Raw genomic sequence first — 25668 nt, 5'->3', positions numbered from 1 at the left:
TTTTTTGTCTTCATTTCCCCGCAAGGAGCTGGCTGGATGTTCTGGCAGACCTGGAGTTTTGCGTTTGGCGTTACGGTTCCCAATTTATTGATCCTGCTGCTGGGCATGTTTTTACGCCGCACCGGCCTGATGGACGACAGTTTTAACGAAAAAGCCAGCCGTCTGGTTTTCAATATCGCGCTTCCTTGCCTGCTGTTTTTCAGTGTGGCGCAAGGACACGACTCTTCCGGTTCTAATCTTCCACTCGCCATTTATGGTGGCCTGGCCACCGTCGTGACCTTTCTGCTGCTGGAACTGGTGGCAATTAAGCTGGTGAAAGATCCCCGTGAGCGCGGCATTTTCGTGCAGGGGGGATTTCGTGCGAATACCGGTATCGCCGGGCTGGCCTATGCGTCACTGGCATTTGGTAGTGAAGGCATTGCGCTGGGGTCGATGTATCTGGCGGTGACGGTGATCCTCTTCAACGTGCTGTCCGTGATTACCCTGACCCGCAGCCTGAAAGGCGGGCAGGGGAAACGTATCGGGTTTAAGCCGATTCTGCATGGCATTGTGACTAATCCGCTGATCATCGGTCTGGTGCTCGGACTGGCGTTTCAGTACAGCCATTTACCGATGCCGCCGACGATAGCCAGCACCGGTGATTTTATTTCAGGTATGGCGCTGCCACTGGCGATGCTGTGTGCCGGGGCGAGCCTCGACTGGAAAGCGATGTTCCGCAGTTCAAACGTGGCGGCCTGGTCTTCTGCTTCGCGTGTGGTATTTGTGCCTGCTTTGATGACCTTTGGTGCATGGCTGTTTGGCTTTCGCGACGCGGCGCTCGGCGTTATATTTCTCTTTTCCTGTACGCCGACTGCGGCGGGCAGCTACGTCATGACCCGCGCGATGGGCGGTAATGCCACGCTGGCGGCCAACATTATTGCCGTCACGACGCTGGGATCATTTTTCACGACTGCACTGGGTCTGTATTTACTGCGGACGCTGGGCGTCATTTAGAGGGGATTACCAATGGATGCGCTCTGTCCTGTCTGCGGTCAGCCGATGAACTGGGTAAGCGGTCACTTTCACTGTGACACCTGCCATACCGATTATAAGCAAACGGCGTTATGCCCGGATTGTCAGCAACCGTTACAGGCACTGAAAGCCTGCGGCGCGGTAGATTACTTCTGCCAAAACGGGCACGGGATGATTTCTAAAAAACGGGTAACGTTTACGTATTCACCTTATTCGGATGAGTGATCGTCGGGGGGAGCCTGTTTCCATAAATCGACCAGTTCTTCGGGCGTCTCGGTTTCGGGAATAATCACCACCAGACTGGCAGAATGCTCTGCTGACGCGTAGTAAATCTCGAGACGGAAATAACGCTGGTCACCCCGACCGGCGTTTTCTTTTTCCTGAGCAAAGGGCAGCGTTTTGTTGATCAGCTGGCAGATTTCCCGCCGCTTGTCATCACTCATGCCTGAAAGCTCAACCCGTCGCGGTCCGCTGAGTTTGGGGATAAAGGCGACCCCTCCCTCACGGTAGATTTCAATTACCGTATTACTTTCCAGCGAATCTAAAGGTTTCATTTACATCACTCCAACCTGCTCCCAGGCTTCACGCACCGCTTGGGCGACTGTATCGTCAAAGCGTTTGCCCGCGTTTTTGACCGTTAGCTGAGCGAAGGCAACGAAGTCAGCATCTTTCGCCAGGGATTTATCACAGACAGTGTCATACCAGACATAACCCGCACGTTCCCAGGCGTTCCCACCGAGTTTAGTCGCCGCCAGATAAAATGCGCGGTTAGGGATCCCTGAATTGATATGTACGCCGCCGTTATCGTCGCGGGTGTTCACATAACCTTTCATGTCGGCAGGCTGCGGGTCTTTGCCGAGTAACGGATCGTCATAGGCGGTGCCGGGATGGGACATCGAACGCAGGCCAGTGCCGTGAATGCCTTTTGCCAGCAGACCTTCACCAATAATCCAGTCGGCTTTGTCAGCGGTTTGTTTCAGATGAAACTGTTTCACCAGTGAGCCAAACACATCCGAGAGCGATTCATTCAGCGCACCCGACTGCCCGTTATAGTCCAGACCGGCTTCAGATTCAGTGACACCATGGGAAAGCTCGTGTCCCACGACATCAATAGCGATAGTGAAACGGTTGAAAATCTCCCCGTCGCCGTCACCAAAGACCATCTGCTGACCGTTCCAGAATGCATTCTGATAGCCTTTGTCGTAGTGAACGGTGCCGAGCAGAGCCAGCCCTTTGCCGTCGAGCGAGTTACGTTTGTATGCCTGCCAGAAGAAATCATAAGTCACGCCGAGATAATCATAGGCTTCATCAACAGACACATCGCCGTTACTGGCCTGACCTTCTTTACGGACTGACTCTCCCGGCAGTTGCGTAGTGTTTCTGGCGTCATAAATATCACGCTCAACCTGACCGGCTTTGGCGGTCACAATCTTTTGCGGCTTCGCATAAGGTTGTGCCATCAGCGTATTGACATGTACCAGCGTCTGTTTCGCGCACCGGCGCTGGGGTTCTGTTCCGTGTTCAATAATACGGTTAAGCATGTAGGGCGGGATAACACTGTTATAACGCTTCGCTGAACTGTGATTCATCGTGAATCTCCTTATCAAGGCTCACCTGGGGGTGAAAGAAAGGTGTTCTGACCATCGGATACTGAAATGCGGCTAATGATTCGCCATCACCGTCAGTATAGGCCTGCTCGGCGTCGCGTCCGAAAAAGATGAGATTTATCTGTCCGGCTGCAGGTCATACAATTTATGCGGATGCGATGTTACGGCGCGTCCGGAGGCTTTTCTGACCGAATCCCGCACCACCAGTTTGCCTTGCAACAGCTGCGTGGTATGCGGTGCATCAGGGCGAAGCATGCGGCGCTGAAGTAACGCAATCGCCTCTGCGCCCAGCTCATCACGCGGAACAAGGACAGCCGTCAGCGGAACGTCGTGGATCTCCGCCAGATTAAACCCATCGGTGCTGATGATGCTGATATCGCCGGGTACTGACAAACCGCGTTTGGACAAGGCCGACACTATGCCCGAGGCCATAAAATCACCACCGGCCAGAATTGCCGTGGGAACGGGCTGTTCCGGTGACAATGAATCCAGATATTCCAGCAGCGCCTGTTCACTTTCCTGCGCGCCAAATCCGGAAGTATTGATCAAATGTTGCTTGTCACAGAAGGTCTGATGATGGCGCGCAAACGCCTGTTTGATGCCGGTCAGTCGCAGTTCCATCGTGTGGCGGCGCAGACACTGCACGGTCACGATATGCTTATGGCCCTGCGAAAAAAGATAATCGCAGGCAAAATCGCCCATCGTCTGATGATCGGGACTCACGCTGTCATGGTGCATAAAGCGGTCATAGCAGTTAACCAGCACGCAAGGTTTCCCCATCTCAGAGGCAAGCTGGTGAATATGCGGATCGTCAATGCCAACCAGCAGCCCGGCCTCGGTTATCGGATCCGTCATTTTGGCGATAAACAGCGCCGCGTCGGCATTTTCTTCTTCCATCGCACAGTAGCGGACACGAACCTCATGATTTGCGGTGGCTGCCAGAATGCCCTGGATTGCCTTGTAGTAAAAAATATCGCTGCGCACATCAAAGGCACGGGCTGGGGCGAAAATCATGATGTTATTGAGCATCAGCCTGCCGTTGGAAAGCCCGCTGAACACCCCCTGAGCTTTCGCACACTCCAGTACGCAGTCGCGTGCCTTGCTGCTGGTATTATTTTTTCCTGCCAGAACCCGTGAAACTGTGCTGATGGACAGCCCTGTCTGGTCGGCAATCTGCTGGATATTTAACTTTCCTTTCAAACTGTGATCTCCTTCAAAATCATCCCTGCAAAATTTTTCACCTGAGAAGGTCGGGAACACATAAGCTTTTATCCGTCCTGAATTCGCCCCGCAGTTATAGCGTGAAAGCTTTTGCAAAAAATCACGTTTCGCTCACAAATCCGTCTGCCTACTCTGCAGAAGTACCTCATATAACACATCATCTGCGGCCAGGCCGACGGGTGGGAGAACGGACATGACAATTCAGATCAACACCGAAACGACCGCTGTTGCCGGACGTCGAAAAATAAAGGCCTTACGCTGGTGGATGCTGGCTCTGTTCCTGCTTGGGGTGACGGTGAATTACGTCACGCGAAATTCTCTGGGTCTGCTGGCGGCTGAACTGAAAACCAGCCTGAACATGACCACCGAACAATATTCCTACATCGTGGCGGCGTTTCAGGCGGCCTATACAATTTTCCAGCCACTGTGCGGCTGGCTGATTGACGTGATCGGGTTGAAGCTGGGATTTCTGATCTGCGCTTCAATCTGGGCCGTCGTTTGTATGCTACACGCCGGTGCGGGCAGCTGGATCCAGCTGGCGGTGCTGCGTTTCTTCATGGGCAGCGCGGAGGCGGCAGCAACTCCGGCCAATGCCAAAGCGATTTCCGACTGGTTCCCGCGTAAGGAACGTCCGGTCGCCGCAGGTTGGGCAGGCGTCGGTTTCTCGATTGGCGCCATGCTGGCTCCGCCGATTATCCTGGTTGCTCACCTGTCATTTGGCTGGCGAGGTGCCTTCCTGTTCTGCGGCGTGTTGTCGATGCTGTGGGTTCTGCTGTGGTGGAAATTTTACCATTCACCGGAAACGCACCCGAACTTAAGTGAAGACGAACTTGCGCTGATCCGTTCTGATAATGAACCCCAGCAAACCCGTCTGCCCTTTATCAAATCGCTGAAAGTTGTCTGCAAAAACAAAAAATTCTACGGTATCGCCATTCCGGCATTCCTGGCTGAACCTGCATGGGCCGTGTTCAGTTTCTGGGTGCCGCTGTACCTCGCCAACGAACGCGGGATGGATTTAAAACACATCGTGATGTTCGCCTGGTTGCCGTTCCTGGCTGCCGATTTGGGCAGTATTGCCAGCGGCTATCTCACCACGCTGTACCGCAAGGTGTTTGGCTGCACCCGCATTAACTCCATCGTCGCCAGTTCTGTTACCGGCGCATTTATGATGCTGTCTCTGGCGCTGGTTGCCGTGACACAAAGTCCGTACGCCGCCATCGCGCTGATCTCCATTGGCGGATTCGGTCATCAGGTTATTTCCTGCATGCTGAGCGCCGTAGTGGTTGAGACATTCGACAAAAATCAGGTGGCGACGGTGAATGGTATGCGCGGCTCTTCTGCATGGATCGCCAGCTTCCTGTTTTCACTTCTGATCGGCGCTGTTGCCGACAAAATGGGTTTCAACCCGCTATTTATCGCCATGGGATTCTTTGATTTGATCGGCGCAGTCTTTCTGGTTGCCCTGATCGCTGAACGCCGCAATCCGGCAAAAAGGGAGAGTGTATGAAGACGTTAAAACACTGGGAGCTTGCCGGGCAAAATGACGCAGGCGTGGATTTGCGTGTTGACGGTAAACATCTGTTTTCCATGCGTGTGCTGGAACAGGGATTAATCCGCGTATTTATTCAACGTAATGGCGAACTGGCGCTGGACCGTACCTGGAGTATTGCGCCACAAAATGATGTGCCCTGGGAAGGACGAGATCGTCTAAGCAACGAAGGCTTCTCACTGCCAGGCTACCAGCTGGAGCAATGCGAGGACTGCCTGATGCTGACCACCGGCGCACTGCGCGTTACAGTCCATCAGCCCTTGTGGCTCGAGTGGGAATATAAGAATGAGGACGGCGCGTGGCTGCCGCTGGTAAAAGACCGTAAAACCGGCGCGTATATGCTGGGTGTTAAAAATGACGCCTCTGCGCACTATCAGTTGCGCGAGGCCCAGGATGGTGTGTACGGGTTGGGCGAAAAAGCCGGTGATCTCAACCGCAGTGGTCGCCGTTTTGAAATGCGCAATCTGGATGCGATGGGCTATAACGCCGCAAGCACCGATCCGTTGTACAAACATATTCCGTTCACCCTGACGCGGCGTAATGAAGTGAGTTTTGGCGTGTTCTACGACAATCTCAGCAATGTCTGGTTAGATCTTGGCAATGAACTGGATAATTACCATCTGCCTTATCGTCGTTTCAGCGCGGAAGCGGGGGATCTGGATTATTACCTTTTCATCGGGCCAACAACTCTCGACGTTACCAAAAAGCTGGTTCGTCTGACCGGTAAAACCACTTTTGGCCCGAAATGGAGCCTCGGTTACAGCGGCTCGACCATGTATTACACCGATGCGCCGGATGCCCAGCAGCAGTTGATGAAATTCATCACTCTGTGCAAGCAACATGAAATTGCGTGCGATTCCTTCCAGCTTTCATCGGGTTACACATCGATTGGTAATAAGCGTTACGTCTTCAACTGGAACTACGACAAAGTGCCGGAGCCGGAAGTGATGTCAAAGGCGTTTCTCGATGCGGGTATCCGGCTGGCTGCCAATATCAAACCGTGCCTGTTGCAGGATCACCCGCAGTACGGGCAGGTCGCGGAGCAGGGGCTGTTTATTCGTGACAGCGAAAACAATGTGCCGGAGCGCTCTGTTTTCTGGGACGACGAAGGCTCGCATCTCGATTTCACCCATCCTTCCGCCATCCGCTGGTGGCAGAAGGGCGTGACGCAGCAGTTGCTGGAAAAAGGCATCGGATCGACGTGGAACGACAATAACGAATATGAAGTCTGGGACAGCGATGCGCGCTGCTACGGCTTCGGCAAAACCATCGCCATCAAACATATCCGTCCGGTGATGCCGCTGCTGATGATGCGCGCATCCTTTGAAGCACAGCAAAGTTTTGCGCCCGAAACCCGGCCGTATCTGATTTCACGTTCAGGGTGTGCGGGCATGCAGCGTTATGTACAAACATGGAGCGGTGATAACCGCACTAACTGGCAGACGCTACGCTACAACACCCGCATGGGCATCGGCATGAGTTTATCCGGTTTGTATAACGTCGGGCACGATGTCGGCGGATTTTCAGGCGATAAGCCGGATGCAGAACTGTTCGTCCGCTGGGTGCAAAACGGCGTGATGCATCCGCGTTTTACCATCCATTCATGGAATGATGATCACACAGTGAATGAGCCATGGATGTACCCGCAGGTGACGCCGCTTATCCGCGACGCAATCCGTCTGCGCTACCGTCTGCTGCCCTATTTCTACACCTTACTGTGGCAGGCTCATGCCGATGACGAGCCGATGCTGCGCCCGACATTCCTCGATCATGAGCACGACAAAAATACCTTCGCCGAAACCGACGATTTCCTGATGGGCCGCGATTTGCTGGTCGCAAGCGTGGTGGATGAAGGTCAGCGTGAACGTGATGTTTATCTGCCTGATAACGGCATCGGCTGGTGTGATTTCTACACCGGCGAATGGTTTGCTGGCGGTCAGACAATCACACTCAAGGCGCCTCTGGATCGTCTGCCGTTGCTGGTTCGTGCAGGTGCTGCACTGCCGCAATCCTGCCGTCTGGCGCATGTTGATGCCAGCAAAGATATGCTGCGCGAATTGCATGTGTATCCGGCGCCAGGTCAGGCTAAATCGTCAGGCATGTTGTTTGAGGATGACGGCGAAAGCCATCGCTGGGAGCAAAATCATGCACTGTGGCTGAACTGGGATATTTTGAGTGACGATCAGCGAATCAATATCACGCTGACGCAGCGCGGGGATTTCAAACCAGCCTGGAAAACCCTGAGCATCGTGCTGCCGCAAGGCGAAGCGCGTGAGGTGTGGGTGAACGGTGTGAAAAAAACAAACTATAATCTCTAAATTTTTCAATGACCTCCCCCTCGAAGGGGGAGGTAGGGAGAGGGTTTTAAACCCAACTCCGGGCTAAACCGCACGTTTTCGCGTTTTCTTATCCACCACAACCGATTTTACTTCACTTTCAATCCAGCCATCGGCCAGACGTGTTTTCAGCGTATCGCCCGGTGCTGTCTGCGTCGTTTGCTTCAATAATGCCCCTTGCGGTGTCGTCGTCACGCTGTAACCACGGGCGAGGGTCGCCAGCGGGCTGACGCTCTCAAGCTGTGTGCAGGCGGTACCAAAACGCTGACGGCTTTCGGTAAGCTGTGATGACATCGCCTGTTGCAGCCGGTATTGCAACTGCTGAACCCGCTGCTGAGCACGGTGAATACGCGGTTGTGGCTGTTGTTGCGTCAGGCGCTGCTGTAAACGGTCGGTGCGCCGCAACATCTGGCGCAGATGATTTTGCATGGCTTCATCCAGTCGACGGCGCAATTTGAACAGCGCCGTTTGCTGGCGTGCCAGCCGTAAATGCGGATGTTGCTGTTGCAGGCGATGATTCAGACGAGTGAAGCGCTGAGCCAGCTGCGCAAGATAATAATCCATCGCCATCTCGAGGCGCTGCTGCTGAGACTGGATCTGGCGCAGTAGTTCAAGCTGATTGCGGCTGATGAGTTCGGCGGCGGCGGAAGGCGTTGGCGCACGCAAATCCGCAACAAAATCGGCAATGGTGACATCGGTTTCGTGGCCGACGGCGCTGACAACAGGAATGCGGCTGGCGAAAATAGCCCGTGCCACACGTTCATCGTTAAAACTCCATAAATCTTCCAGCGAACCACCACCTCGCCCGACAATCAAAACATCCACTTCTTCGCGGGCATTGGCCAGCTGAATGGCTCGGACAATTTGTGCGGGTGCATCCACGCCCTGAACGGAGGTGGGATAGATAATGACAGGTAACGACGGATCGCGACGTTTTAAGACATTTAAGACGTCATGCAGAGCAGCACCGCTGGCGGAGGTGATCACCCCGACGCATTTAGCCGGCGAAGGTAGCGGTTGTTTAAACTGCGCATCAAACAGACCTTCGGCGGCCAGCTGCTGTTTCAGTAAATCGAATTTTTGCTGCAACAGGCCATCACCGGCTTCCTGCATGCTTTCGGCAATCAGCTGATAATCGCCACGCGGTTCATACAAAGTAATGGTCGCGCGAACCAACACCTGCTGACCGTTTTGCGGACGGAATGTCGTGCGGCGGTTGGTATTACGGAACATCGCGCATTTGACCTGAGCGCGGTCGTCTTTGAGCGTAAAATACCAGTGGCCGGAGGAGGGCTGAGAGAAGTTTGAAATCTCACCGGAGAGCCAGACCTGACCCATTTCGTTTTCCAGCAACTGTCGGACCGTCTGATTCAGGCGGCTTACGGTAAAAATCGGAGGCGAAGAAGGTAGTGACATGTGATCCAGATCAAATTCAAAAACAGAGACTTAATCGGTTGATACTACATGCCCTCAAAAGGTAATCAAGAAGTTTTTGAAATAGTTCTGGTCGGAATGCCTACTCACCTGTATACTCCCGCTGCAATATTTTATCTTTTCCGCATCCACCTTGGTGAGATATTGCCCATGCTACGTATCGCAAAAGAAGCACTAACGTTCGACGACGTTCTCCTTGTTCCAGCCCACTCCACAGTTCTGCCTAACACTGCCGACCTCGGTACTCAACTGACCGCTAAAATCCGTCTGAATATCCCTATGCTGTCCGCAGCCATGGATACCGTGACTGAAGCGAATCTGGCGATTGCTCTAGCGCAGGAAGGCGGCCTCGGATTCATCCACAAGAACATGTCTATTGAACGTCAGGCGGATGAAGTCCGTCGCGTGAAAAAGCATGAAAGCGGCGTTGTTGCTGACCCGAAAACGGTCACGCCTGCGACCACTCTGCGTCAGGTTAAAGAACTCACCGAAATTAACGGTTTTGCCGGTTACCCGGTGGTGACTGAAGGCAACGAACTGGTCGGTATCATTACCGGTCGTGACGTGCGCTTCGTGACCGACCTGGAACAGCCTGTGACTGCGGTCATGACGCCGAAAGAGCGTCTGGTTACTGTCAAAGAAGGCGAATCCCGCGAAGTCGTACTGCAAAAAATGCACGAAAAACGTGTAGAGAAAGCGCTGGTTGTTGACGCGCAATTCCATCTGCTCGGTATGATCACCGTTAAAGACTTCCAGAAAGCCGAACGTAAACCCAACGCCTGTAAAGATGAGCAGGGCAGCCTGCGCGTCGGTGCTGCAGTTGGCGCAGGTGCGGGCAACGAAGAACGTATTGATGCACTGGTTGCTGCTGGTGTTGACGTTCTGCTGATTGACTCCTCACACGGCCACTCCGAAGGCGTTCTGGAACGTATCCGCGCTACCCGCGCTAAATATCCGGATCTGCAAATCATTGGCGGTAACGTCGCGACTGGCGCAGGTGCTCTGGCACTGGCGAAAGCGGGCGTGAGCGCAGTGAAAGTCGGTATCGGTCCTGGTTCGATTTGTACCACCCGTATCGTCACCGGCGTCGGTGTTCCGCAAATCACCGCCGTTTCTGACGCGGTTGAAGCGCTGGAAGGCACCGGTATTCCGGTTATCGCTGACGGCGGTATCCGTTTCTCCGGCGACATCGCAAAAGCTATCGCTGCTGGCGCAAGCTGTGTGATGGTTGGCGGGATGCTGGCGGGTACAGAAGAATCGCCGGGCGAAATCGAGCTGTTCCAGGGCCGTTCGTACAAGTCTTACCGTGGTATGGGTTCTCTTGGCGCGATGTCCAAAGGTTCTTCTGACCGTTATTTCCAGACGGATAACGCCGCTGACAAACTGGTACCGGAAGGTATCGAAGGTCGCGTGGCGTACAAAGGCCGTCTGAAGGAGATCATCCACCAGCAAATGGGTGGCCTGCGCTCCTGTATGGGGCTGACCGGTTGTGCTACCATCGACGACCTGCGCACCAAGGCTGAATTTGTCCGCATCAGCGGTGCAGGGATCCAGGAAAGCCACGTGCATGACGTGACAATTACTAAAGAGTCACCGAACTACCGCATGGGATCCTGACCCTAAAGACAGCGAGCTAAGGCTCGCTGTCTGCTTTTAAGATTGTTAGAAAATTTAACCTGTTGTTTTAACGCTTTTATTGCTTTCTGGAAAACGCCCCCTCATGAGCGAAAATATTCACAAGCACCGTATCCTGATCCTCGATTTCGGCTCCCAGTACACCCAACTTGTTGCGCGACGCGTGCGTGAACTGGGTGTCTATTGCGAACTCTGGGCCTGGGACGTAACCGAAGCCCAAATCCGCGAATTCAATCCGAACGGGATCATCCTGTCCGGCGGCCCGGAAAGTACTACCGAGCATGACAGCCCGCGTGCCCCTGATTATGTCTTCGAAGCCGGTGTTCCGGTTCTTGGCGTTTGCTACGGCATGCAGACCATGGCAATGCAGTTAGGCGGCCATGTTGAAGGTTCACACGAGCGCGAATTTGGTTATGCGCAGGTTGAAGTTCAGACTGAAAGCGCGCTGATCCGTGACATTCAGGACGCCCTGAGCGAGAACAACAAACCGCTGCTCGACGTCTGGATGAGCCACGGCGATAAAGTCACTGCCATCCCGTCCGATTTCGTGACCGTTGCCAGCACCGAGACTTGCCCGTTTGCCATTATGGCCAACGAAGAAAAACGCTTCTACGGTGTGCAGTTCCACCCGGAAGTGACGCATACCCGTCAGGGCCTGCGTATGCTTGAGCGTTTCATCATGGACATCTGCGAGTGCGAAGCCTTGTGGACGCCAGCGAAAATTATCGAAGACGCCGTTGAACGCCTGCGTGTACAGATTGGCGACGATCACGTGATCCTCGGCCTGTCCGGTGGTGTTGACTCCTCTGTTACCGCCATGCTGCTGCACCGTGCCATTGGTGATCGCCTGACTTGCGTATTCGTGGACAACGGCCTGCTGCGTCTGAATGAAGCGGATCAGGTTCTGGAAATGTTCGGTGACCGTTTCGGTCTGAACATCGTTCATGTTGCTGCCGAGGAGCGTTTCCTGTCTGCGCTGGCGGGCGTAGATGAGCCAGAAGCTAAACGTAAAATCATTGGCCGCGTCTTCGTGGAAGTGTTCGACGAAGAAGCCTGCAAGCAGGATGAAGTGAAATGGCTGGCGCAGGGCACCATCTACCCTGACGTGATCGAGTCCGCGGCCTCTGCCACTGGCAAAGCGCACGTGATCAAATCGCACCACAACGTGGGCGGTCTGCCGAAAGAAATGAAACTGGGTCTGGTTGAGCCGCTGAAAGAGTTGTTCAAAGACGAAGTGCGTAAAATCGGTCTGGAACTCGGCCTGCCATACGATATGCTTTACCGTCACCCGTTCCCGGGACCCGGTCTGGGCGTTCGCGTGCTGGGCGAAGTGAAGAAAGAATATTGCGACCTGTTGCGCCGTGCCGATGCAATCTTCATCGAAGAACTGCATAAAGCCGACCTGTACAACAAAGTCAGCCAGGCGTTCACCGTCTTCCTGCCAGTCCGGTCCGTTGGTGTGATGGGTGATGGTCGTAAATATGACTGGGTGGTTTCCCTGCGTGCAGTAGAAACTATCGACTTCATGACCGCGCACTGGGCGCACCTGCCGTACGATTTCCTCGGCCGTTGCTCCAACCGCATCATTAACGAAGTCAACGGCATTTCCCGCGTGGTGTATGACATCTCCGGTAAGCCGCCGGCTACGATCGAGTGGGAATAAGTTTTAGCGAAAGCTAAAGTCTGAACTCATAAAAACGCCAGTGTGATCGTAAGATCCACTGGCGTTTTTTATGTCTGAAATTCTCGCAGAGTGATATTGCAGACTCAGTATAAAAAAGGCAGCCATCCGGCTGCCTCTTGCATTTGATGGGTATATTTATTCGCGCGGGAACAGCCGGGTGTCGTTAGCCATGCTGTCGACGACCACTTTCAGATCATTTGCGGTGACTTTCTGATTGTCGTTTGAAACTTGTTTACCGAAACCTTTACGTACTACTTTGATCACAGGTTTACCTGTGCTGGCGTCGATCAGCTCACCCTCAAAATAGACTTCGGTATCACGCGTACGATGGCCTGTCGCGGTTTCCGTGCCAGCAATGACCAGCGCAACCGGAATGACTTCGTAGAATTGCAGCCCTTCAGCTGAGGTATTCACACCCGTGATAGCACCTCTGAAAATCAGCGTACGCGGACCCGCGTGGTCTGTCAGCTGCATGCGATTTGCCAGAGCGGGTTTCATTATACTGTTGGCATAATCCAGAACCCCCTGAAGGGTATCTTTGCTGATTTGTGGAGTTGGCTGCGGTTCCGGATAGAACTTGATGGGTTCATATTTAATATAAGAGTAATTTGCGCGTTTATATGAAGGGTCTATCCAGCGCAGCACAGGGTTTCCTGAGGCGGTTTTCACTTCCTTAAGGCCTGAATAGTCCCCAAGGAAACCAGAGAATTTATCCGTTTGTGTGACATGGTTGGTACAACCGGCCAAAAATAATACACCGGCGACAGCAGCAACCTGCATCAGTCTTATTTTTTTCATTCGTACCCTCGAAAATTTTAAGGAAGACAAAGTATGTATAGCACTGCTGGGAAATTTAACCTCTTAACAACAAAGAAAAATTGATATGAGTCAGAATCATGAAAATATGCCAATACCTGCTAATAATTCCGTTTCCGGTCATTTTTCGGGTGAATGAAATAAGTAATACTCGCCCTTAGGGCTGTCTCCCCTGGAAAGGATAATCCAACCTTTTGATAAGTAAAATCCGACCGAATTTTTACTCTTCACTAAACATTTCAGAGAACCTCTGCGGGTAAAAGTGGCTTCGGCGGCATGAAGCAACGCTGAGCCTGCACCGCTTCCCTGAAATTGCGGATCGACAAACAGGTTATGCAGAAAATTCTCCTGCGTAAAAATAGAGGCAAATCCCAGCAGATGCCCGTCACGTTCGGCGACCAGTATCTTTTCGCCGATAACCGCACGATCAAAATCTTCGAGCTGAAAATCGTCTTCCAGCCAGGTCCAGGTATGTTTTCGGGAAGCCAGATAAAGCGTGCGTAAAAACGGACGGTCTGCCTCATCGTAAGGGCGGATATTGAGGGTCGATGGCAAAGAATAAGCCTCCATTAAGACGGTAGATGATTGCTATCCGGAGCGCGCAATCCATGACTGATACTGCCAGTGGCATTGATTAAGTTCAATTTGGTTTTGCCGGCAGGGCTGCGGACATGTGTATTCCCGGCTTACCAATTGTTGATTGATCTTCTGCCCATTGCCGCCAATAATGCTTTCTTGACTCGGGGTGCCTGCTGAAAAAGCCTGGCTGAGATTTTACCCGTATTACCTGATCTGGATTATGCCAGCGTAGGGAAGTCAGGTATCTCTCCCGATACCGCCTTCCTGAGTGCCGGTGGGGAGACTTATGAATACCCGACCTATTATCATTCCCGGCGCGTTAGTCGCCACCTCTTTGCAACAACTCCGCCTTTCTGCGCCGCTGGTTCACTGCCTGACCAACGATGTGGTGCAATCCTTTACCGCCAATGTTCTGCTTGCGCTGGGTGCGTCTCCGGCGATGGTGGTTGATCCCGCCGAAGCCGCGCAGTTCAGTGCCATCGCCGATGCGTTACTGGTGAATGTCGGCACGCTGACCCGCCCTCATGCCGATGCGATGCTGGCGGCCATTCACGCGGCTAATCAGGCCGGAAAACCTTGGGTACTGGATCCGGTGGCTGTCGGAGGCCTTAGCTGGCGCACCGAATTTTGCCTTGAACTCATCAAACTCAAACCGGCGGCGATCCGGGGTAACGCGTCCGAAATTCTTGCGCTCAGTGGACTCAGTGCATCCGGTCGTGGCGTGGACAGCGGCGATGATTCCCTCTCAGCATTACCCGCTGCACAACAACTGGCGCATAAAACCGGCGCGATTGTGGCCATCACCGGTGAAACGGATTATGTCACCGAGGGTGAACGCAGTTGGGCAGTAGCGGGCGGACATCAGATGATGACCCGCGTGGTGGGCACCGGATGCGCGCTGTCTGCTGTGGTCGCCGCCTTTGTGGCTTTACCGGGCGACCGGCTGGATAACGTTGCCGCAGCCTGCCGCGTGATGTCCTGCGCCGGAGAACGGGCCTGTGAAGTGGTGAAAGGTCCGGGCAGTTTTGCGCCAGAATTCCTCGATAACTTGTATTTAATCAACGAAGAATGGCTGAACGGGAAGGGGATGCAATGAAACGAGTAAATGCGCTGACAATTGCAGGCACCGACCCGAGCGGCGGAGCAGGGATCCAGGCAGATTTAAAAGCCTTTTCGGCGCTGGGTGCGTACGGAACCAGCGTGATCACCGCGCTGGTGGCGCAAAATACCCGTGGCGTGCAGTCGGTTTATAACATTGAGCCGGATTTTGTTTCGGCGCAGCTGGATTCCGTGCTGAGCGACGTTCGTATCGACAGCGCGAAAATCGGCATGCTGGCAAACAGTCAGATTGTAGAAGTGGTTGCGGAGCGGCTCAGACATTATCAGCCGCCTTTTGTGGTGCTCGATACTGTCATGCTGGCAAAAAGTGGCGACCCGCTGTTACTGCCGGAAGCGGTGGATGCCGTGCGTCGTTTGCTGATCCCGCAGGTATCCATTATTACGCCAAATCTTCCGGAAGCCGCAGCATTGCTGGAATGCGCAGTCGCCACCAATGAAACTGAAATGCGGGAACAGGGAGAAGCCTTGCTGGCGATGGGATGTGGCGCGGTACTGATGAAAGGCGGCCATCTGAGCGATGAGGAGAGTCCGGACTGGCTGTTTATGTCCGGCTCGCGTGAGCGTTTTACTGCGCCACGCGTGGACACCCGCCACACTCATGGCACCGGATGTACGTTATCTGCGGCGCTGGCGGCTTTGCGGCCACGGCATAACAACTGGGCTGATACCGTGCGCGAAGCCAAGGAATATTTGCAGCAGGCGCTGATGCAGGCCGATTCCCTCGAAGTCGGCCACGGCATCGGGCCTGTCCATCATTTTCACCGCTGGTGGTAAAGTCCGTTAAGCTCGGCGCTGGGATTCGCTCAGCGCCTGTTCGGCTTCATGAAATTTCGCCAGAGCCTGTTGCAAATGCTGCGCATCAAACGGATTCAGCGGATAGAATTTCTCTTCTTTACGCGGACGCAGCAAGATGCGGATTTTATTCGCTGAAACCCTTTCAAACAGATAGCTGGCGATATCCTCGTTTTCTTCGTCCTTCCACGACAGCAATAATGCGGCATGCTCTCCTGTGCGTCGGCCAATAAATTGTTCGTGCGACCACAGGCCTTCAAACTCACCGTCTTTTTGAAGTTTTTTACCGCTGAACCACGGTGATTCCGCCAGTGTCCACAGTGCCTGCGGTGAGATTTCCTGATGCAACTGACGCCACAACGGGCGGTTGTTATCCATCTGCCAGCAGGCCAGGCCCAGATAGTCATTCAGCTCGCGCCAGTCGCTTTCCAGCTTTTCCCGTAATTCAGGGTCCTGCACATGAATAAATTGTTGCAGGCCGGTCGCCTGTTCGCCCAGTTTGTTATAAGCAATGACGGTCATAATGCGGGGCCGACGACGGAAGGTCACCCACAATAAAAATTTGGGAATGCGAAAGGTAATCGCCTGGACGGTAAGCTTGTAACGGTTGCCTCGGGATAACACCAGACCATTCGAAGTACCGCGTTTATCCTGATAATTTCTCACCACCACTACGCTGTTCTGACCCATCCAGCCCATGACGTAATGTTCTTTTTCACTTTCAGCCACGTCCAGATCTTGCACGATTTGCGTGATTTTCTCGTTATCGAGTTGGGAGAGAGACAGTGATTGATCGGCGCTGTAATAGCTTTTTTTCAGGGGGGCAGCAGCTGGCATAAAAGTATCCACGGTGTTGATGTGGTTTACAGCTTACACCAAGTTGTCATACAGATTTTAGGGCTAACCCGCAAAATTTGCATGCCGTCGCAAAATGGCAGTTTGGCTGCCCGATTATTCATGCGTGTAATGACGAAATTTTACGAGGCGTATCGACAAAAATAAGGTTGGTTATTGTTATTCCTGGTCTGCTAATTATTATTTCGTTATTATTTTTTATGCGTGAGAATAAAAAGAAGATATGACGTTACATGAAAAGGTCATTGCCGAGACGGTATCAACAATGAATGCGGCTTTTGCTCAGTTAAATGTCCCGCTTATTATAAGATGTATTTGCCGTAGTGATATTATCTGGCAGCAGCGTCGCGCGAGGCGCAATCTATTGCAACCTGAGAAAGACTTGCTTAACTGGCAATGGTTATTTAAGCAATATAGGAAAAACAAACCATGGGAATCGGGTATAGAACAGATGGCTTATGTTTTTTGTCTCAATAATCCTCAGCAGGAGAGGGCCGCGTTCTTGCTGAAGTCATGTAGGCCTGTGACCGGGCCTGTTGAGTTGAACTCGCTGGAGAATTTCTATCGCAAAACAGAAGGACATCCATTAAAAAGAAACATGCTTTATTACAGCCTATGCGTGATGGTTATTTATGCCGATGTTCTTGATGCAAATAAAATACTGGAAAAGGAAAAGATAAAATTTATCATTAAAGATGTTGTCAATGATGATGTTATGAGGTTTTATATTTCATCAGCTCCGCTATTTTCAGTTCCAGGGAAAATGGAATGTGAGTCTAATTACTTTCTGTTACATGAGTACATGACAAGTAAGTTAATTAATTGAAGGGCTTAGTATTTGTGATATTTATTTTATGGTAAGCCTATTTGACAGGAGGATTAAATGGATATGGATAAGCTCAGTCACTTGTCACCACGTCAGATCGAGCTGGTGGAGCTGGTCGTCGGATTTCTAAGGTACTGTGATGAGAAACATAAAAATGATGTGGAAGATGATGAGATTAGCGGTGTGCTGAATGGGCCACCAGAAGCTTTTTACCCTCCATCTAAGCTGCAGAAAAAACAGCGCTAATCTTGAAATGTCCCCGCGTAGGATGAAAGACAGAACGCAGGGAGGATTAAATTACTCCGCATCAAACCAGTCGCTGTTTTGCTCGGCGATTGGCGTGATGGTGGAAATCATTTCCTGTAAATGAATGCGGATAGCTTTCTCTGCGGCGTCGGGGTCGCGGGCTTTAAGTCCGTCAAAGATGGCATAGTGCTGTGCAATTAGGCTTTCCGGAGGAGACACTTTACTCAGCGTTAAAAAGCGCACGCGATCCATCGTCGCTTTAATATGCTCGACCGTTTCCCACGCCAGTTTGCAATCAATGATTTGTGCAATTGTGCGGTGAAATTCATCATCGAGCAGCAGGAATTCCTGCGTCTGCTGACTTTTTGCTGCCAGCCTCTGGCGTTCCAGATTGTGTTCGAGCAGTGCCAGATCTTTATCTGTCGCCACCATTGCTGCACGGCGCACTACGGCGGTTTCGACGGCTTCACGAATGAAACGCCCGTCGGCTACCCGTTTGGAGGAAATCTTCATCACATAGGTACCGCGCTGGGGTAAAACCTGAACCAGCCCGGCTTCGGCCAGTTTGATAAAGGCTTCGCGAACCGGCTGGCGGGACACGTTAAAACGGGTGGAAATTTCTTTTTCCGACAGAAATGCTCCCGGCGCGATGGCACAGGTGACGATGTCCTGACGCAAGGTGCGATAAATCTGCTGATTAACCGGCACATTACTGAGAAATTCAAAGGAGTCTGTCATGGGAAATGTTGTCTTTATAGTCGGGAAGCCATAATAGTAACATGAGTTTTCTCAGGATTTTGAGATTGTTAGCGCAAGAATTACTGGGAGTTGATATGTTCACGACAATACAGTTTTTTGTAGGCAGCGGGCGTGATCCCCAACAGTTTGCGAAATACGCGCCGGAAATACGCCACATCATTAAAGCCGGTCAGGCGCGCCACATCTGCAACGTTTCCGGTATTGGCCAGTAAAAGCTTTTCAGCCACCGTCACCCGTTGCTTATGCAGCGCATCGGTCAGCGTCATCTGAAACGTCAGACGGAACACTCGCCCGAGATAATCTGCGTTGCAATGTAACCGTTCCGCCAGCTCCGTAGCCCCCAGTGGCAAATGAAATTGTGTTGTGATCAACTGTCGGGCTTTATATGCGAGCGCCACGCCGGGACCATCGGGTTCGACGTTTTCCGGCCAGGCGCGGCAGACTTCCTGTAAAAGTAATATTAAAAACAACTCAAGGGAATTTCCGCCGCGATCCTGTTCATATAAAAATAATCTGAACAAAGTCAGAATAGTCTCTCTGTCTTTGACTTTGCAATGCTGTGGAATATCCAGCTGTAAAGAGGGATTATTTGGCTGAGGTTTAATTATTGTAATATCTTTCACAAAATCAAAATGCAGCCAGTAAAATTTTAGGTCAGAATCGAAAGTGGTTACGCCTTTATGTTCACGACCGGGAAATAATAATAAGCTTTCACCTTCATGCAGATCAAAACGCGTATTTTCTTCCTGTAACGACAGGGTGCCACGAACCACGTAAATTAACTCATGCGAACTGAGTCTGCGGGTCGGATGTGTGCCAATTCCTCTCGAAATGAATAAGCCACCATTCTGAACTTTAACCGGATAGTTGACTTCAAAAGCAAGAGGTTCAGACATTTTTCAGGCTCCTGGTGTGCCGTTGTAGTCTGAAAGTAGCACAGGAAATGTCGACCGACACTGGCGTGCCTGGAGGTTTTGATCTGCTTCACAGAATGGAGCTGTAAGTCGGAATTGTCCCGTTTAACTACTTTATCCTCCTCTTGTTGACGTGATGTCCCTGTGCCAGATTGACAGCGTACCTTATTTATTCTTCGGGCTGATGTGAGTAATTAGTCTTATTTATCCTGTTCCTGTTGCTTATTAATAACGATATAAAAGCGAGGAAAAACATGTCAACGGATTCAATTAATACCGACGCGTCGCCGGTAACCGGTGAGGGCGAAATAGCTTCTGCCAACGCCAGACTTTCTGTGAGTGAGAAAATAGGTTACGGACTGGGTGATGCGGGGGGCACGATAATTACCTGTCTGATCACCAGTTTCCTGACATTCTTTTATACCGATGTTTTCGGTCTGACGCCGGCGATTGTCGGCACGCTGTTTATTTCCCTGCGCGTGATTGACGCGATTTCCGATCCGCTGATGGGTATTCTGGCTGACCGCACGCAAAGTCGCTGGGGGCGTTTTCGTCCATGGCAATTGTGGATTGCGTTGCCGATTGGCGCGGTGGGTTTCCTGACGTTCACTGTTCCAGGTCTGAGTGGCGACGCCAAAATCGCCTATGCCTTTTTCACCTATTTTCTGCTGTCTGTGTCTTATACGGCCATCAATGTGCCGTATTGCGCACTCATCAACACCATGACGACCGATCATCGCGAGGTCATTTCCTGCCAGTCCTGGCGCTTTGTGCTCTGTGGTGTGGCGGGATTCCTGGTTTCTGTCGGGCTGCCGTGGCTGGTACAAGTGCTGGGTAAAGGCAATGCCGCCGTCGGGTATCAGCAAGGTGTGGGCTTGCTGTGCGTTATTGCGGTAGTGATGTTTCTGTGGTGCTTCTTCACTGTACGTGAACGCCTGCCGCTGGCGCTGCTCGGACAGTTCAGCGTTAAAGAGCACATCCGCGGGATGTTGAAAAACGATCAGTTGCTGCTGGTATTGCTGATGTCTTTCCTGCTGATCAACGTGTTTAACCTGCGCGGTGGTGGCTACATGTATTTCATCACCTATGTGCTGAAAGGTGGCGCGGGTTACGCTTCGCTGTTCTTCGGTATGGTCACGCTGGCATCGATTCTTGGCGCGGTGATCGTCAACCAGCTGACCAAATTTATCGACAGCGTGCGTTTGTACATGTTCACCAATCTGGTGCTGGCGGTATTTTCTCTGCTGCTGTGGTTTGTCCCTGTGGGTGAACAGCATCAGGCGTTATGGTTGGGCATCATCTTTGTTCACTGCGTGATCCTCGGTTTCACGCTGCCGCTGCACTTCTCCCTGATGGCCTTCGCCGACGATTACGGACACTGGAAAAACGGCATCCGTTCTTCCGGGATGAACTTCGCCTTCAACCTGTTTTTCATCAAATTAGCCTGGGCGTCGAGCGCCGGGATTATCAGCCTGGTCTTCATCCTGGTTTCGTATCAGGCCGGTGCGGAACACCAGACTGCGGCGTCGCTTGGCGGGATCACCTTGCTGGAAACGCTTTTACCTGCGGCGATGCACCTGCTGCTGGCGGGCACACTGACGTTCTGTAAGCTCGATAACACATTGCTGACGCGGATGTCGCATGATCTTGCCGCGAAGGTCTGATAATGATTTTCTATTCAGGAGGTTGTATGTCGTTTTCCCCGGTTGAGTCTTTAGAGGTGCCGCTCGATAAAATCAATATTTCTGATGCGTTCTGGCTGGAATATCAGCGGCTGGTTAAAGACGTCGTTGTGCCTTATCAGTGGAAAGCCCTGAATGATGAGGTCGCAGAGGCAGAACCGAGCCATGCCATTGAGAATTTCCGTATCGCCGCCGGGCAAAGTGAGGGTGAGTTTTACGGTATGGTTTTTCAGGACAGTGATGTGGCGAAGTGGCTGGAAGCTGTCGGATATTTGCTGGCAAAAACGCCGGACCCTGCGTTAGAAGAAACGGCAGATCAGGTGATTGAACTGGTCGGTGCCGTGCAGCAACCCGATGGTTATCTGAACACGTATTTCACGGTGAAAGAACCGGATCAGCGATGGACGAATCTGGCCGAGTGTCACGAGCTTTACTGTGCCGGACATCTGATTGAAGCCGGTGTGGCTTATGCTCAGGCTACCGGGAAAACGCGTTTGCTGGAGATCGTTTGCAGGCTTGCCGATCACATCGCAGATGTTTTCGGGCCGGGCGATAAACAGCTGCACGGCTATCCCGGTCATCCGGAAATCGAACTGGCGCTGATGCGTTTATATGAAGCCACCGGTGAAACCCGTTACCTCGAACTGACCCGATACTTTGTCGGGCAGCGCGGTGCAGAGCCGCATTTTTACGATATTGAGTATGAAAAACGGGGTAAAACATCGCACTGGAATACTTACGGTCCGGCGTGGATGGTCAAAGATAAAGCCTACAGTCAGGCGCATATGCCGGTTGCGCTACAAACGACGGCCATCGGCCATGCAGTGCGCTTCGTTTATCTGTACGCCGGTGTCGCCCATCTGGCGCGGCTGAGTCAGGATCAGGAAAAACGCGAAGTTTGCCAGCGGTTGTGGGAAAACATGACGCAACGGCAGATGTATATCACCGGCTCAATCGGCTCACAAAGCAGCGGTGAAGCGTTTTCTTCAGATTACGATCTGCCAAACGACACGGCGTATACGGAAACCTGCGCCTCAATCGGGCTGATGATGTTTGCCAACCGCATGTTGCAGATGGACTCCGACAGCCGATATGCCGATGTAATGGAGCGCGCGCTCTATAACACGGTGCTGGCCGGGATGGCGCTCGATGGCAAACATTTCTTCTACGTGAATCCGCTGGAAGTACATCCGAAAAGTATTCCGTTCAATCATATTTATGACCATGTAAAACCGGTTCGTCAGCGCTGGTTTGGCTGTGCCTGCTGCCCGCCGAACATCGCGCGGCTGCTGGCTTCGCTGGGGCATTATATCTATACCCAGCGACCTGACGGCGTGGACATCAACCTGTATATCGGCAGCGATGTGCAGGCGATGATCGGCGGAAAACCGTTGCGGCTGAAGCAGTCCGGTGGTTATCCGTGGACGGAACAGGTTCTGATCAAAGTCGATACCGATGCACCGCTGGAAGCCACGCTGGCGCTGCGTTTACCCGACTGGTGCGCCAGTCCGCAGGTGACGCTCAATGGTAAACCGCTGGAATTATCCGCTTTGACGCGCAACGGCTATTTACGTCTGACACAGGACTGGCAGAAAGGTGATCGCATTGAAATGACATTTCCGATGCCGGTGACGCGTGTGAAGGGCAACGCCCTGTTGCGGCACGTGGCAGGGAAAGTGGCGATACAGCGCGGCCCGCTGGTGTATTGCCTTGAACAGGCCGACAACGGCAGTGAATTGCATAATGTGCGGTTGCCCCGGAATGCTCAATTTCGCCTGATTTCAGGCAGCGGATTGTTCGCCGGTAAAACGTTGTTGCAGACGCAAGGCGAGCGCCGGTTATCGGTTCAGGCCGGTCAGCAACCTTTGTACAGTTTTAATCCGCCGCCAGAGGAAACGACACCGCAAACCATGACCTTCGTGCCTTACTTTACCTGGGCGAACAGAGGGGAAGGGGAGATGCGTGTGTGGGTTGATCAAATCTAAACTGGAGAGGATGAATGTAAACCCGGCGTGATAGCCGGGTTTTGTGTTCAGAAACTACTGTTTCCACTTTTGGTATACGCTGCCTCTGCGGCGCGGTAATGACAATTGTGACAGCGTGAAATGCTCCGGTTTCGCTATATCGCGGGTAGCAAAGTGCCGCCCCTGATAAGAGGCGGCCTTTTCAATCAGAACATCAGTTGTGAGACAGCGTTGTGGCTGGCGTGTGTTTTGGTGGTTTAATCACGAAGAACACCAGGATTGCGCCCAGCGCGGCGACGCCGCCAGCCAGAATAAAGGCACTGTCGAAGCGACCGGTATTTTGTACGATGAAACCCGTCACGACCGGACCAATAATGCCCGACACACTGCCGACCAGATGGATAAATCCGCTGGTGCCGCCGACGCGGGATTTATGTACCACGTCCTGAATAATCGCCCAGTAAATAGCCCCGGTGGTGTACAGGAAGAAAATAGACACCGACATCAGAATAACCGCCGGCACTACGCTTGTGACCACACCGGCAAGCGCAACACAAATCGCTGCGGCTAACAGACTGACCACTAATATAATTTTACGCGACAGCAATAAACGACCGGTGATATTGAATATTTTATCGGAAATATATCCGCCCAAAGCCAGTCCGACGAAGCCGACAATCCAGGGAATAACGGTGGTCAGGCTCATTTCTTTAATATTCAGGCCGTGCGCCTGCACCAGATAAGTCGGGAACCAGCTGAGGAAGAAGAATAAAATATAGTTATAACAAAAGAAGGCAAAGGCAGTGACGAGGATAATGGGCTGACGTAAATAATATCCCAGACCATGCGCGGCCTGTGCCAGATCTTCTTCTTCACTGATGTTTTCATTCTTCATCTGGTCAACTAAACGTAATTCTTCCGGTGAAACACGTTTACTTTTCAGCGGATTATCCGCGACAGTAAAGAACCACACCGCCATCCAGATAATCCCGATGGAGGCGATCACCATAAAGGCCGGACGCCAGCCGAAGGAAATCGCCAGATACCCGACAATCGGCCCGGCGACAGCGCCGCCGAGAGGCGAACCGGCGCTGAGTAAGCCCATCGCAGTTGCCGCCTGTTTCTTCGGAAACCATCCGTTGATCATCTTATTTGCCGAGGCGCAAATCGGCCCTTCGGCCATACCGAATAATACCCGCAGAATTAACATGGAATAAAAGCCGGTCGCAATGGCAGTCATGCCGCAAAATACCGACCATAATCCGACGGCTAATCCCATCACCAGCGTCGGACCGAATTTATCCACCGCCAGACCGCCGATAAAGTTAAATATGGCGTAACCAAAGAAGAAACTGCCAAATATCATGCCGAATTGTTCGGGATTAATAGTCAGTTCTTTTTCTATCATCGGGACAGTAATCGACAGCGCAACGCGGTCGAGGTAATTGATCATGTAAACCAGAAACAGCAGGAATACGATAATCCAGCGTAAGTTCTTGAACATAGGTGCTCCACTTGTAGGTGTCGTTTTAATAGTGTTGCGTTTTTTGTAGGTAGAATATGAGGTACTGCTGACGGGAGGATATTTAAAATCCTCCCGTTATTTTTTCAAAAATAGCCAAATATCAGAATGTCAGTAAAACCTTGCAGCAGGAACGCTGATCTTTCTCAAACAATGTCATGGCTGCTTCAACTTCTCTGGCAGGCATCCAGTGTGTTACCAGTTTTTCGGGCGCGATTTTGCCTTGTTCCATCCATTCAATCACCTGCGGAAACCTGTGGCTGTTCAGGCGCGATGAAAACAGTGAAATTTCTTTGCTGGTAATACTTTGTTGCGTCACTGAACTTGGCTCACCGGAAAAGCCCATCATGCCGATTCGCGCTGCCGGGGAGGCCAGCAGAATAGCTTCCTGCAAAATGGCCGGATGGCAGGCAGCATCTACAATCAGCGTGGGGCGCACACCTTCGGCAGCCAGTTCATCAGCTACGCTGCGTTCGCTGTTGTTGATGATCCAGTCTGCACCGCTTGCCTGGGCCATCTGCAATCTCTCATCGATGCGGTCGGCGACAATCACTTTCTTTACGCCGCACACGCCTTTCAGCACCTGGATCACCGTCAGCCCCATCGGGCCTGCACCGTAGATAAGTGCAGTGTCCTGCGGAACGGGTTTCAAAAAGGCGGTGATATTGGCCGCAATAGTAAAGGGCTCGACCATGCTGGCGAGTTTGTCGGGGATTAGGGCCGGAACCACATAGGCGTTTTTCGCCGGTGCGCAGGCGTAATCACTGAAACCGCCATCGCGGTGGACGCCGATCACCTGTAATTGGGCACACACGTTCGGGCGGCCAATAGAGCAGGGATAACAATGCCCGCAGCTGACCACCGGATCGACCACGACGCGTTCGCCGATGCGTGATGCATCGACACCTTCACCGACGCTGTCGATGTGGCCGAAAAATTCATGACCAATCACCCGCGGGTATTTCGCGAAGGGATTGTGACCGTGATAGATATGCACATCGGATCCGCAGATGCCCGCGTAACTGACCCGAACTCGTACCTCGCCAGCGGCAGGTACCGGCAAAGCACGTTGCTCAATGACCAATTTTCCGGGTTTTTGTATAACGACGCTGTTCAT

Annotated in this window: 23 protein-coding genes and 1 riboswitch; of the genes, 12 read left to right on the top strand and 11 right to left on the bottom strand. The window is 52.3% G+C overall.

The genetic code is table 11. From position 1 onward, the window contains the following. Positions 1 to 36: 36 nt before the first annotated feature. Together D5398_RS09085 and D5398_RS09080 are read left to right on the top strand one after the other, a co-directional pair. Positions 37 to 993, top strand: coding sequence for an AEC family transporter (locus D5398_RS09085; RefSeq protein WP_120507307.1), 957 nt, complete (start codon positions 37 to 39; stop codon positions 991 to 993). A gap of 12 nt (positions 994 to 1005) precedes the next feature. After that, complete coding sequence (locus tag D5398_RS09080; RefSeq protein WP_120507306.1) at positions 1006 to 1236, top strand: zinc ribbon domain-containing protein; 231 nt, start codon at positions 1006 to 1008, stop codon at positions 1234 to 1236. On the opposite strand, the gene D5398_RS09075 is transcribed toward D5398_RS09080, so the two are convergent. The 3 genes from D5398_RS09075 to D5398_RS09065 all read right to left on the bottom strand — a co-directional run bounded on the left by D5398_RS09075 (position 1221) and on the right by D5398_RS09065 (position 3818). After that, entirely contained in the window at positions 1221 to 1565 is a 345-nt protein-coding gene (locus D5398_RS09075; protein WP_120507305.1) for a protealysin inhibitor emfourin, read from the bottom strand. The genes D5398_RS09080 and D5398_RS09075 overlap by 16 nt on opposite strands. Further along, on the bottom strand, positions 1566 to 2600 hold the full coding sequence (locus D5398_RS09070) for a M4 family metallopeptidase (RefSeq protein ID WP_120507304.1): 1035 nt from the start codon (positions 2598 to 2600) through the stop codon (positions 1566 to 1568). A gap of 135 nt (positions 2601 to 2735) precedes the next feature. Further along, positions 2736 to 3818 carry a LacI family DNA-binding transcriptional regulator gene (locus tag D5398_RS09065; RefSeq protein ID WP_120507303.1) on the bottom strand — a complete coding sequence of 361 codons (1083 nt, stop codon included), beginning with the start codon at positions 3816 to 3818 and terminating at the stop codon, positions 2736 to 2738. 214 nt (positions 3819 to 4032) lie between these two features. On the opposite strand from D5398_RS09065, the gene D5398_RS09060 reads away from it, so the two are divergent. Further along, a complete protein-coding gene (locus D5398_RS09060) occupies positions 4033 to 5346 on the top strand; it encodes an MFS transporter (RefSeq protein ID WP_120507302.1) in 1314 nt (437 codons plus the stop codon). After that, positions 5343 to 7706, top strand: coding sequence for a glycoside hydrolase family 31 protein (locus D5398_RS09055; RefSeq protein WP_120507301.1), 2364 nt, complete (start codon positions 5343 to 5345; stop codon positions 7704 to 7706). The genes D5398_RS09060 and D5398_RS09055 overlap by 4 nt, the downstream gene beginning before the upstream one ends. Positions 7707 to 7769: 63 nt before the next feature. Here the strand turns inward: D5398_RS09055 and xseA are convergent, their stop codons facing one another. After that, positions 7770 to 9140, bottom strand: coding sequence for an exodeoxyribonuclease VII large subunit (gene xseA, locus D5398_RS09050; RefSeq protein ID WP_120507300.1), 1371 nt, complete (start codon positions 9138 to 9140; stop codon positions 7770 to 7772). Between the two features lie 168 nt (positions 9141 to 9308). Here xseA and guaB point away from each other — a divergent pair, with 168 nt between their 5' ends. Both guaB and guaA read left to right on the top strand, forming a co-directional pair. Further along, on the top strand, positions 9309 to 10775 hold the full coding sequence (gene guaB / locus D5398_RS09045) for an IMP dehydrogenase (protein WP_162940739.1): 1467 nt from the start codon (positions 9309 to 9311) through the stop codon (positions 10773 to 10775). A gap of 103 nt (positions 10776 to 10878) precedes the next feature. Then, on the top strand, positions 10879 to 12456 hold the full coding sequence (guaA, locus tag D5398_RS09040) for a glutamine-hydrolyzing GMP synthase (RefSeq protein ID WP_120507298.1): 1578 nt from the start codon (positions 10879 to 10881) through the stop codon (positions 12454 to 12456). Positions 12457 to 12612: 156 nt separating this feature from the next. Here guaA and D5398_RS09035 read toward each other — a convergent pair whose 3' ends face one another. Continuing rightward, positions 12613 to 13275 carry a DUF3313 domain-containing protein gene (locus D5398_RS09035; RefSeq protein ID WP_120507297.1) on the bottom strand — a complete coding sequence of 221 codons (663 nt, stop codon included), beginning with the start codon at positions 13273 to 13275 and terminating at the stop codon, positions 12613 to 12615. Between the two features lie 138 nt (positions 13276 to 13413). After that, the gene (locus D5398_RS09030) at positions 13414 to 13863 is read right to left on the bottom strand and encodes a GNAT family N-acetyltransferase (protein WP_415838456.1); all 450 of its coding nucleotides are present in this window, start codon (positions 13861 to 13863) and stop codon (positions 13414 to 13416) included. A gap of 161 nt (positions 13864 to 14024) precedes the next feature. Then, positions 14025 to 14124, top strand: a riboswitch (TPP riboswitch). 34 nt (positions 14125 to 14158) lie between these two features. Here D5398_RS09030 and thiM point away from each other — a divergent pair. Then, entirely contained in the window at positions 14159 to 14968 is an 810-nt protein-coding gene (gene thiM / locus D5398_RS09025) for a hydroxyethylthiazole kinase (RefSeq protein ID WP_120507296.1), read from the top strand. Continuing rightward, positions 14965 to 15765: a bifunctional hydroxymethylpyrimidine kinase/phosphomethylpyrimidine kinase gene (thiD, locus tag D5398_RS09020; protein ID WP_120507295.1), complete on the top strand. Its 801-nt coding sequence runs from the start codon at positions 14965 to 14967 to the stop codon at positions 15763 to 15765. The genes thiM and thiD overlap by 4 nt, the downstream gene beginning before the upstream one ends. A gap of 6 nt (positions 15766 to 15771) precedes the next feature. Here the strand turns inward: thiD and D5398_RS09015 are convergent, their stop codons facing one another. Then, positions 15772 to 16620 carry a hypothetical protein gene (locus D5398_RS09015; protein ID WP_120507294.1) on the bottom strand — a complete coding sequence of 283 codons (849 nt, stop codon included), beginning with the start codon at positions 16618 to 16620 and terminating at the stop codon, positions 15772 to 15774. Between the two features lie 241 nt (positions 16621 to 16861). Between D5398_RS09015 and D5398_RS09010 the strand changes: the two genes are divergently transcribed. Next, entirely contained in the window at positions 16862 to 17464 is a 603-nt protein-coding gene (locus tag D5398_RS09010) for a hypothetical protein (protein ID WP_120507293.1), read from the top strand. 57 nt (positions 17465 to 17521) lie between these two features. Beyond that, a complete protein-coding gene (locus tag D5398_RS09005) occupies positions 17522 to 17710 on the top strand; it encodes a hypothetical protein (protein WP_120507292.1) in 189 nt (62 codons plus the stop codon). 51 nt (positions 17711 to 17761) lie between these two features. Here the strand turns inward: D5398_RS09005 and D5398_RS09000 are convergent, their stop codons facing one another. Both D5398_RS09000 and D5398_RS08995 read right to left on the bottom strand, forming a co-directional pair. Further along, entirely contained in the window at positions 17762 to 18448 is a 687-nt protein-coding gene (locus D5398_RS09000) for a GntR family transcriptional regulator (protein WP_120507291.1), read from the bottom strand. An 80-nt stretch (positions 18449 to 18528) separates the two neighbouring features. Next, positions 18529 to 19365 carry an AraC family transcriptional regulator gene (locus tag D5398_RS08995; RefSeq protein WP_120507290.1) on the bottom strand — a complete coding sequence of 279 codons (837 nt, stop codon included), beginning with the start codon at positions 19363 to 19365 and terminating at the stop codon, positions 18529 to 18531. 272 nt (positions 19366 to 19637) lie between these two features. On the opposite strand from D5398_RS08995, the gene D5398_RS08990 reads away from it, so the two are divergent. Both D5398_RS08990 and D5398_RS08985 read left to right on the top strand, forming a co-directional pair. Continuing rightward, positions 19638 to 21047 carry an MFS transporter gene (locus D5398_RS08990; RefSeq protein WP_120507289.1) on the top strand — a complete coding sequence of 470 codons (1410 nt, stop codon included), beginning with the start codon at positions 19638 to 19640 and terminating at the stop codon, positions 21045 to 21047. A 26-nt stretch (positions 21048 to 21073) separates the two neighbouring features. Further along, on the top strand, positions 21074 to 23050 hold the full coding sequence (locus D5398_RS08985; RefSeq protein ID WP_120507288.1) for a glycoside hydrolase family 127 protein: 1977 nt from the start codon (positions 21074 to 21076) through the stop codon (positions 23048 to 23050). Positions 23051 to 23243: 193 nt separating this feature from the next. On the opposite strand, the gene D5398_RS08980 is transcribed toward D5398_RS08985, so the two are convergent. Both D5398_RS08980 and D5398_RS08975 read right to left on the bottom strand, forming a co-directional pair. After that, on the bottom strand, positions 23244 to 24533 hold the full coding sequence (locus D5398_RS08980) for an MFS transporter (protein WP_120507287.1): 1290 nt from the start codon (positions 24531 to 24533) through the stop codon (positions 23244 to 23246). A 121-nt stretch (positions 24534 to 24654) separates the two neighbouring features. Beyond that, complete coding sequence (locus tag D5398_RS08975; protein ID WP_120507286.1) at positions 24655 to 25668, bottom strand: Zn-dependent oxidoreductase; 1014 nt, start codon at positions 25666 to 25668, stop codon at positions 24655 to 24657.

Origin of the sequence: Rahnella bruchi, assembly GCF_003614975.1 — a bacterium.
GTDB lineage: Bacteria > Pseudomonadota > Gammaproteobacteria > Enterobacterales > Enterobacteriaceae > Rahnella > Rahnella bruchi.
The sequence above is the reverse complement of the archived record's forward strand: the minus strand, read 5'-3'. Positions and strand labels throughout refer to the sequence as shown.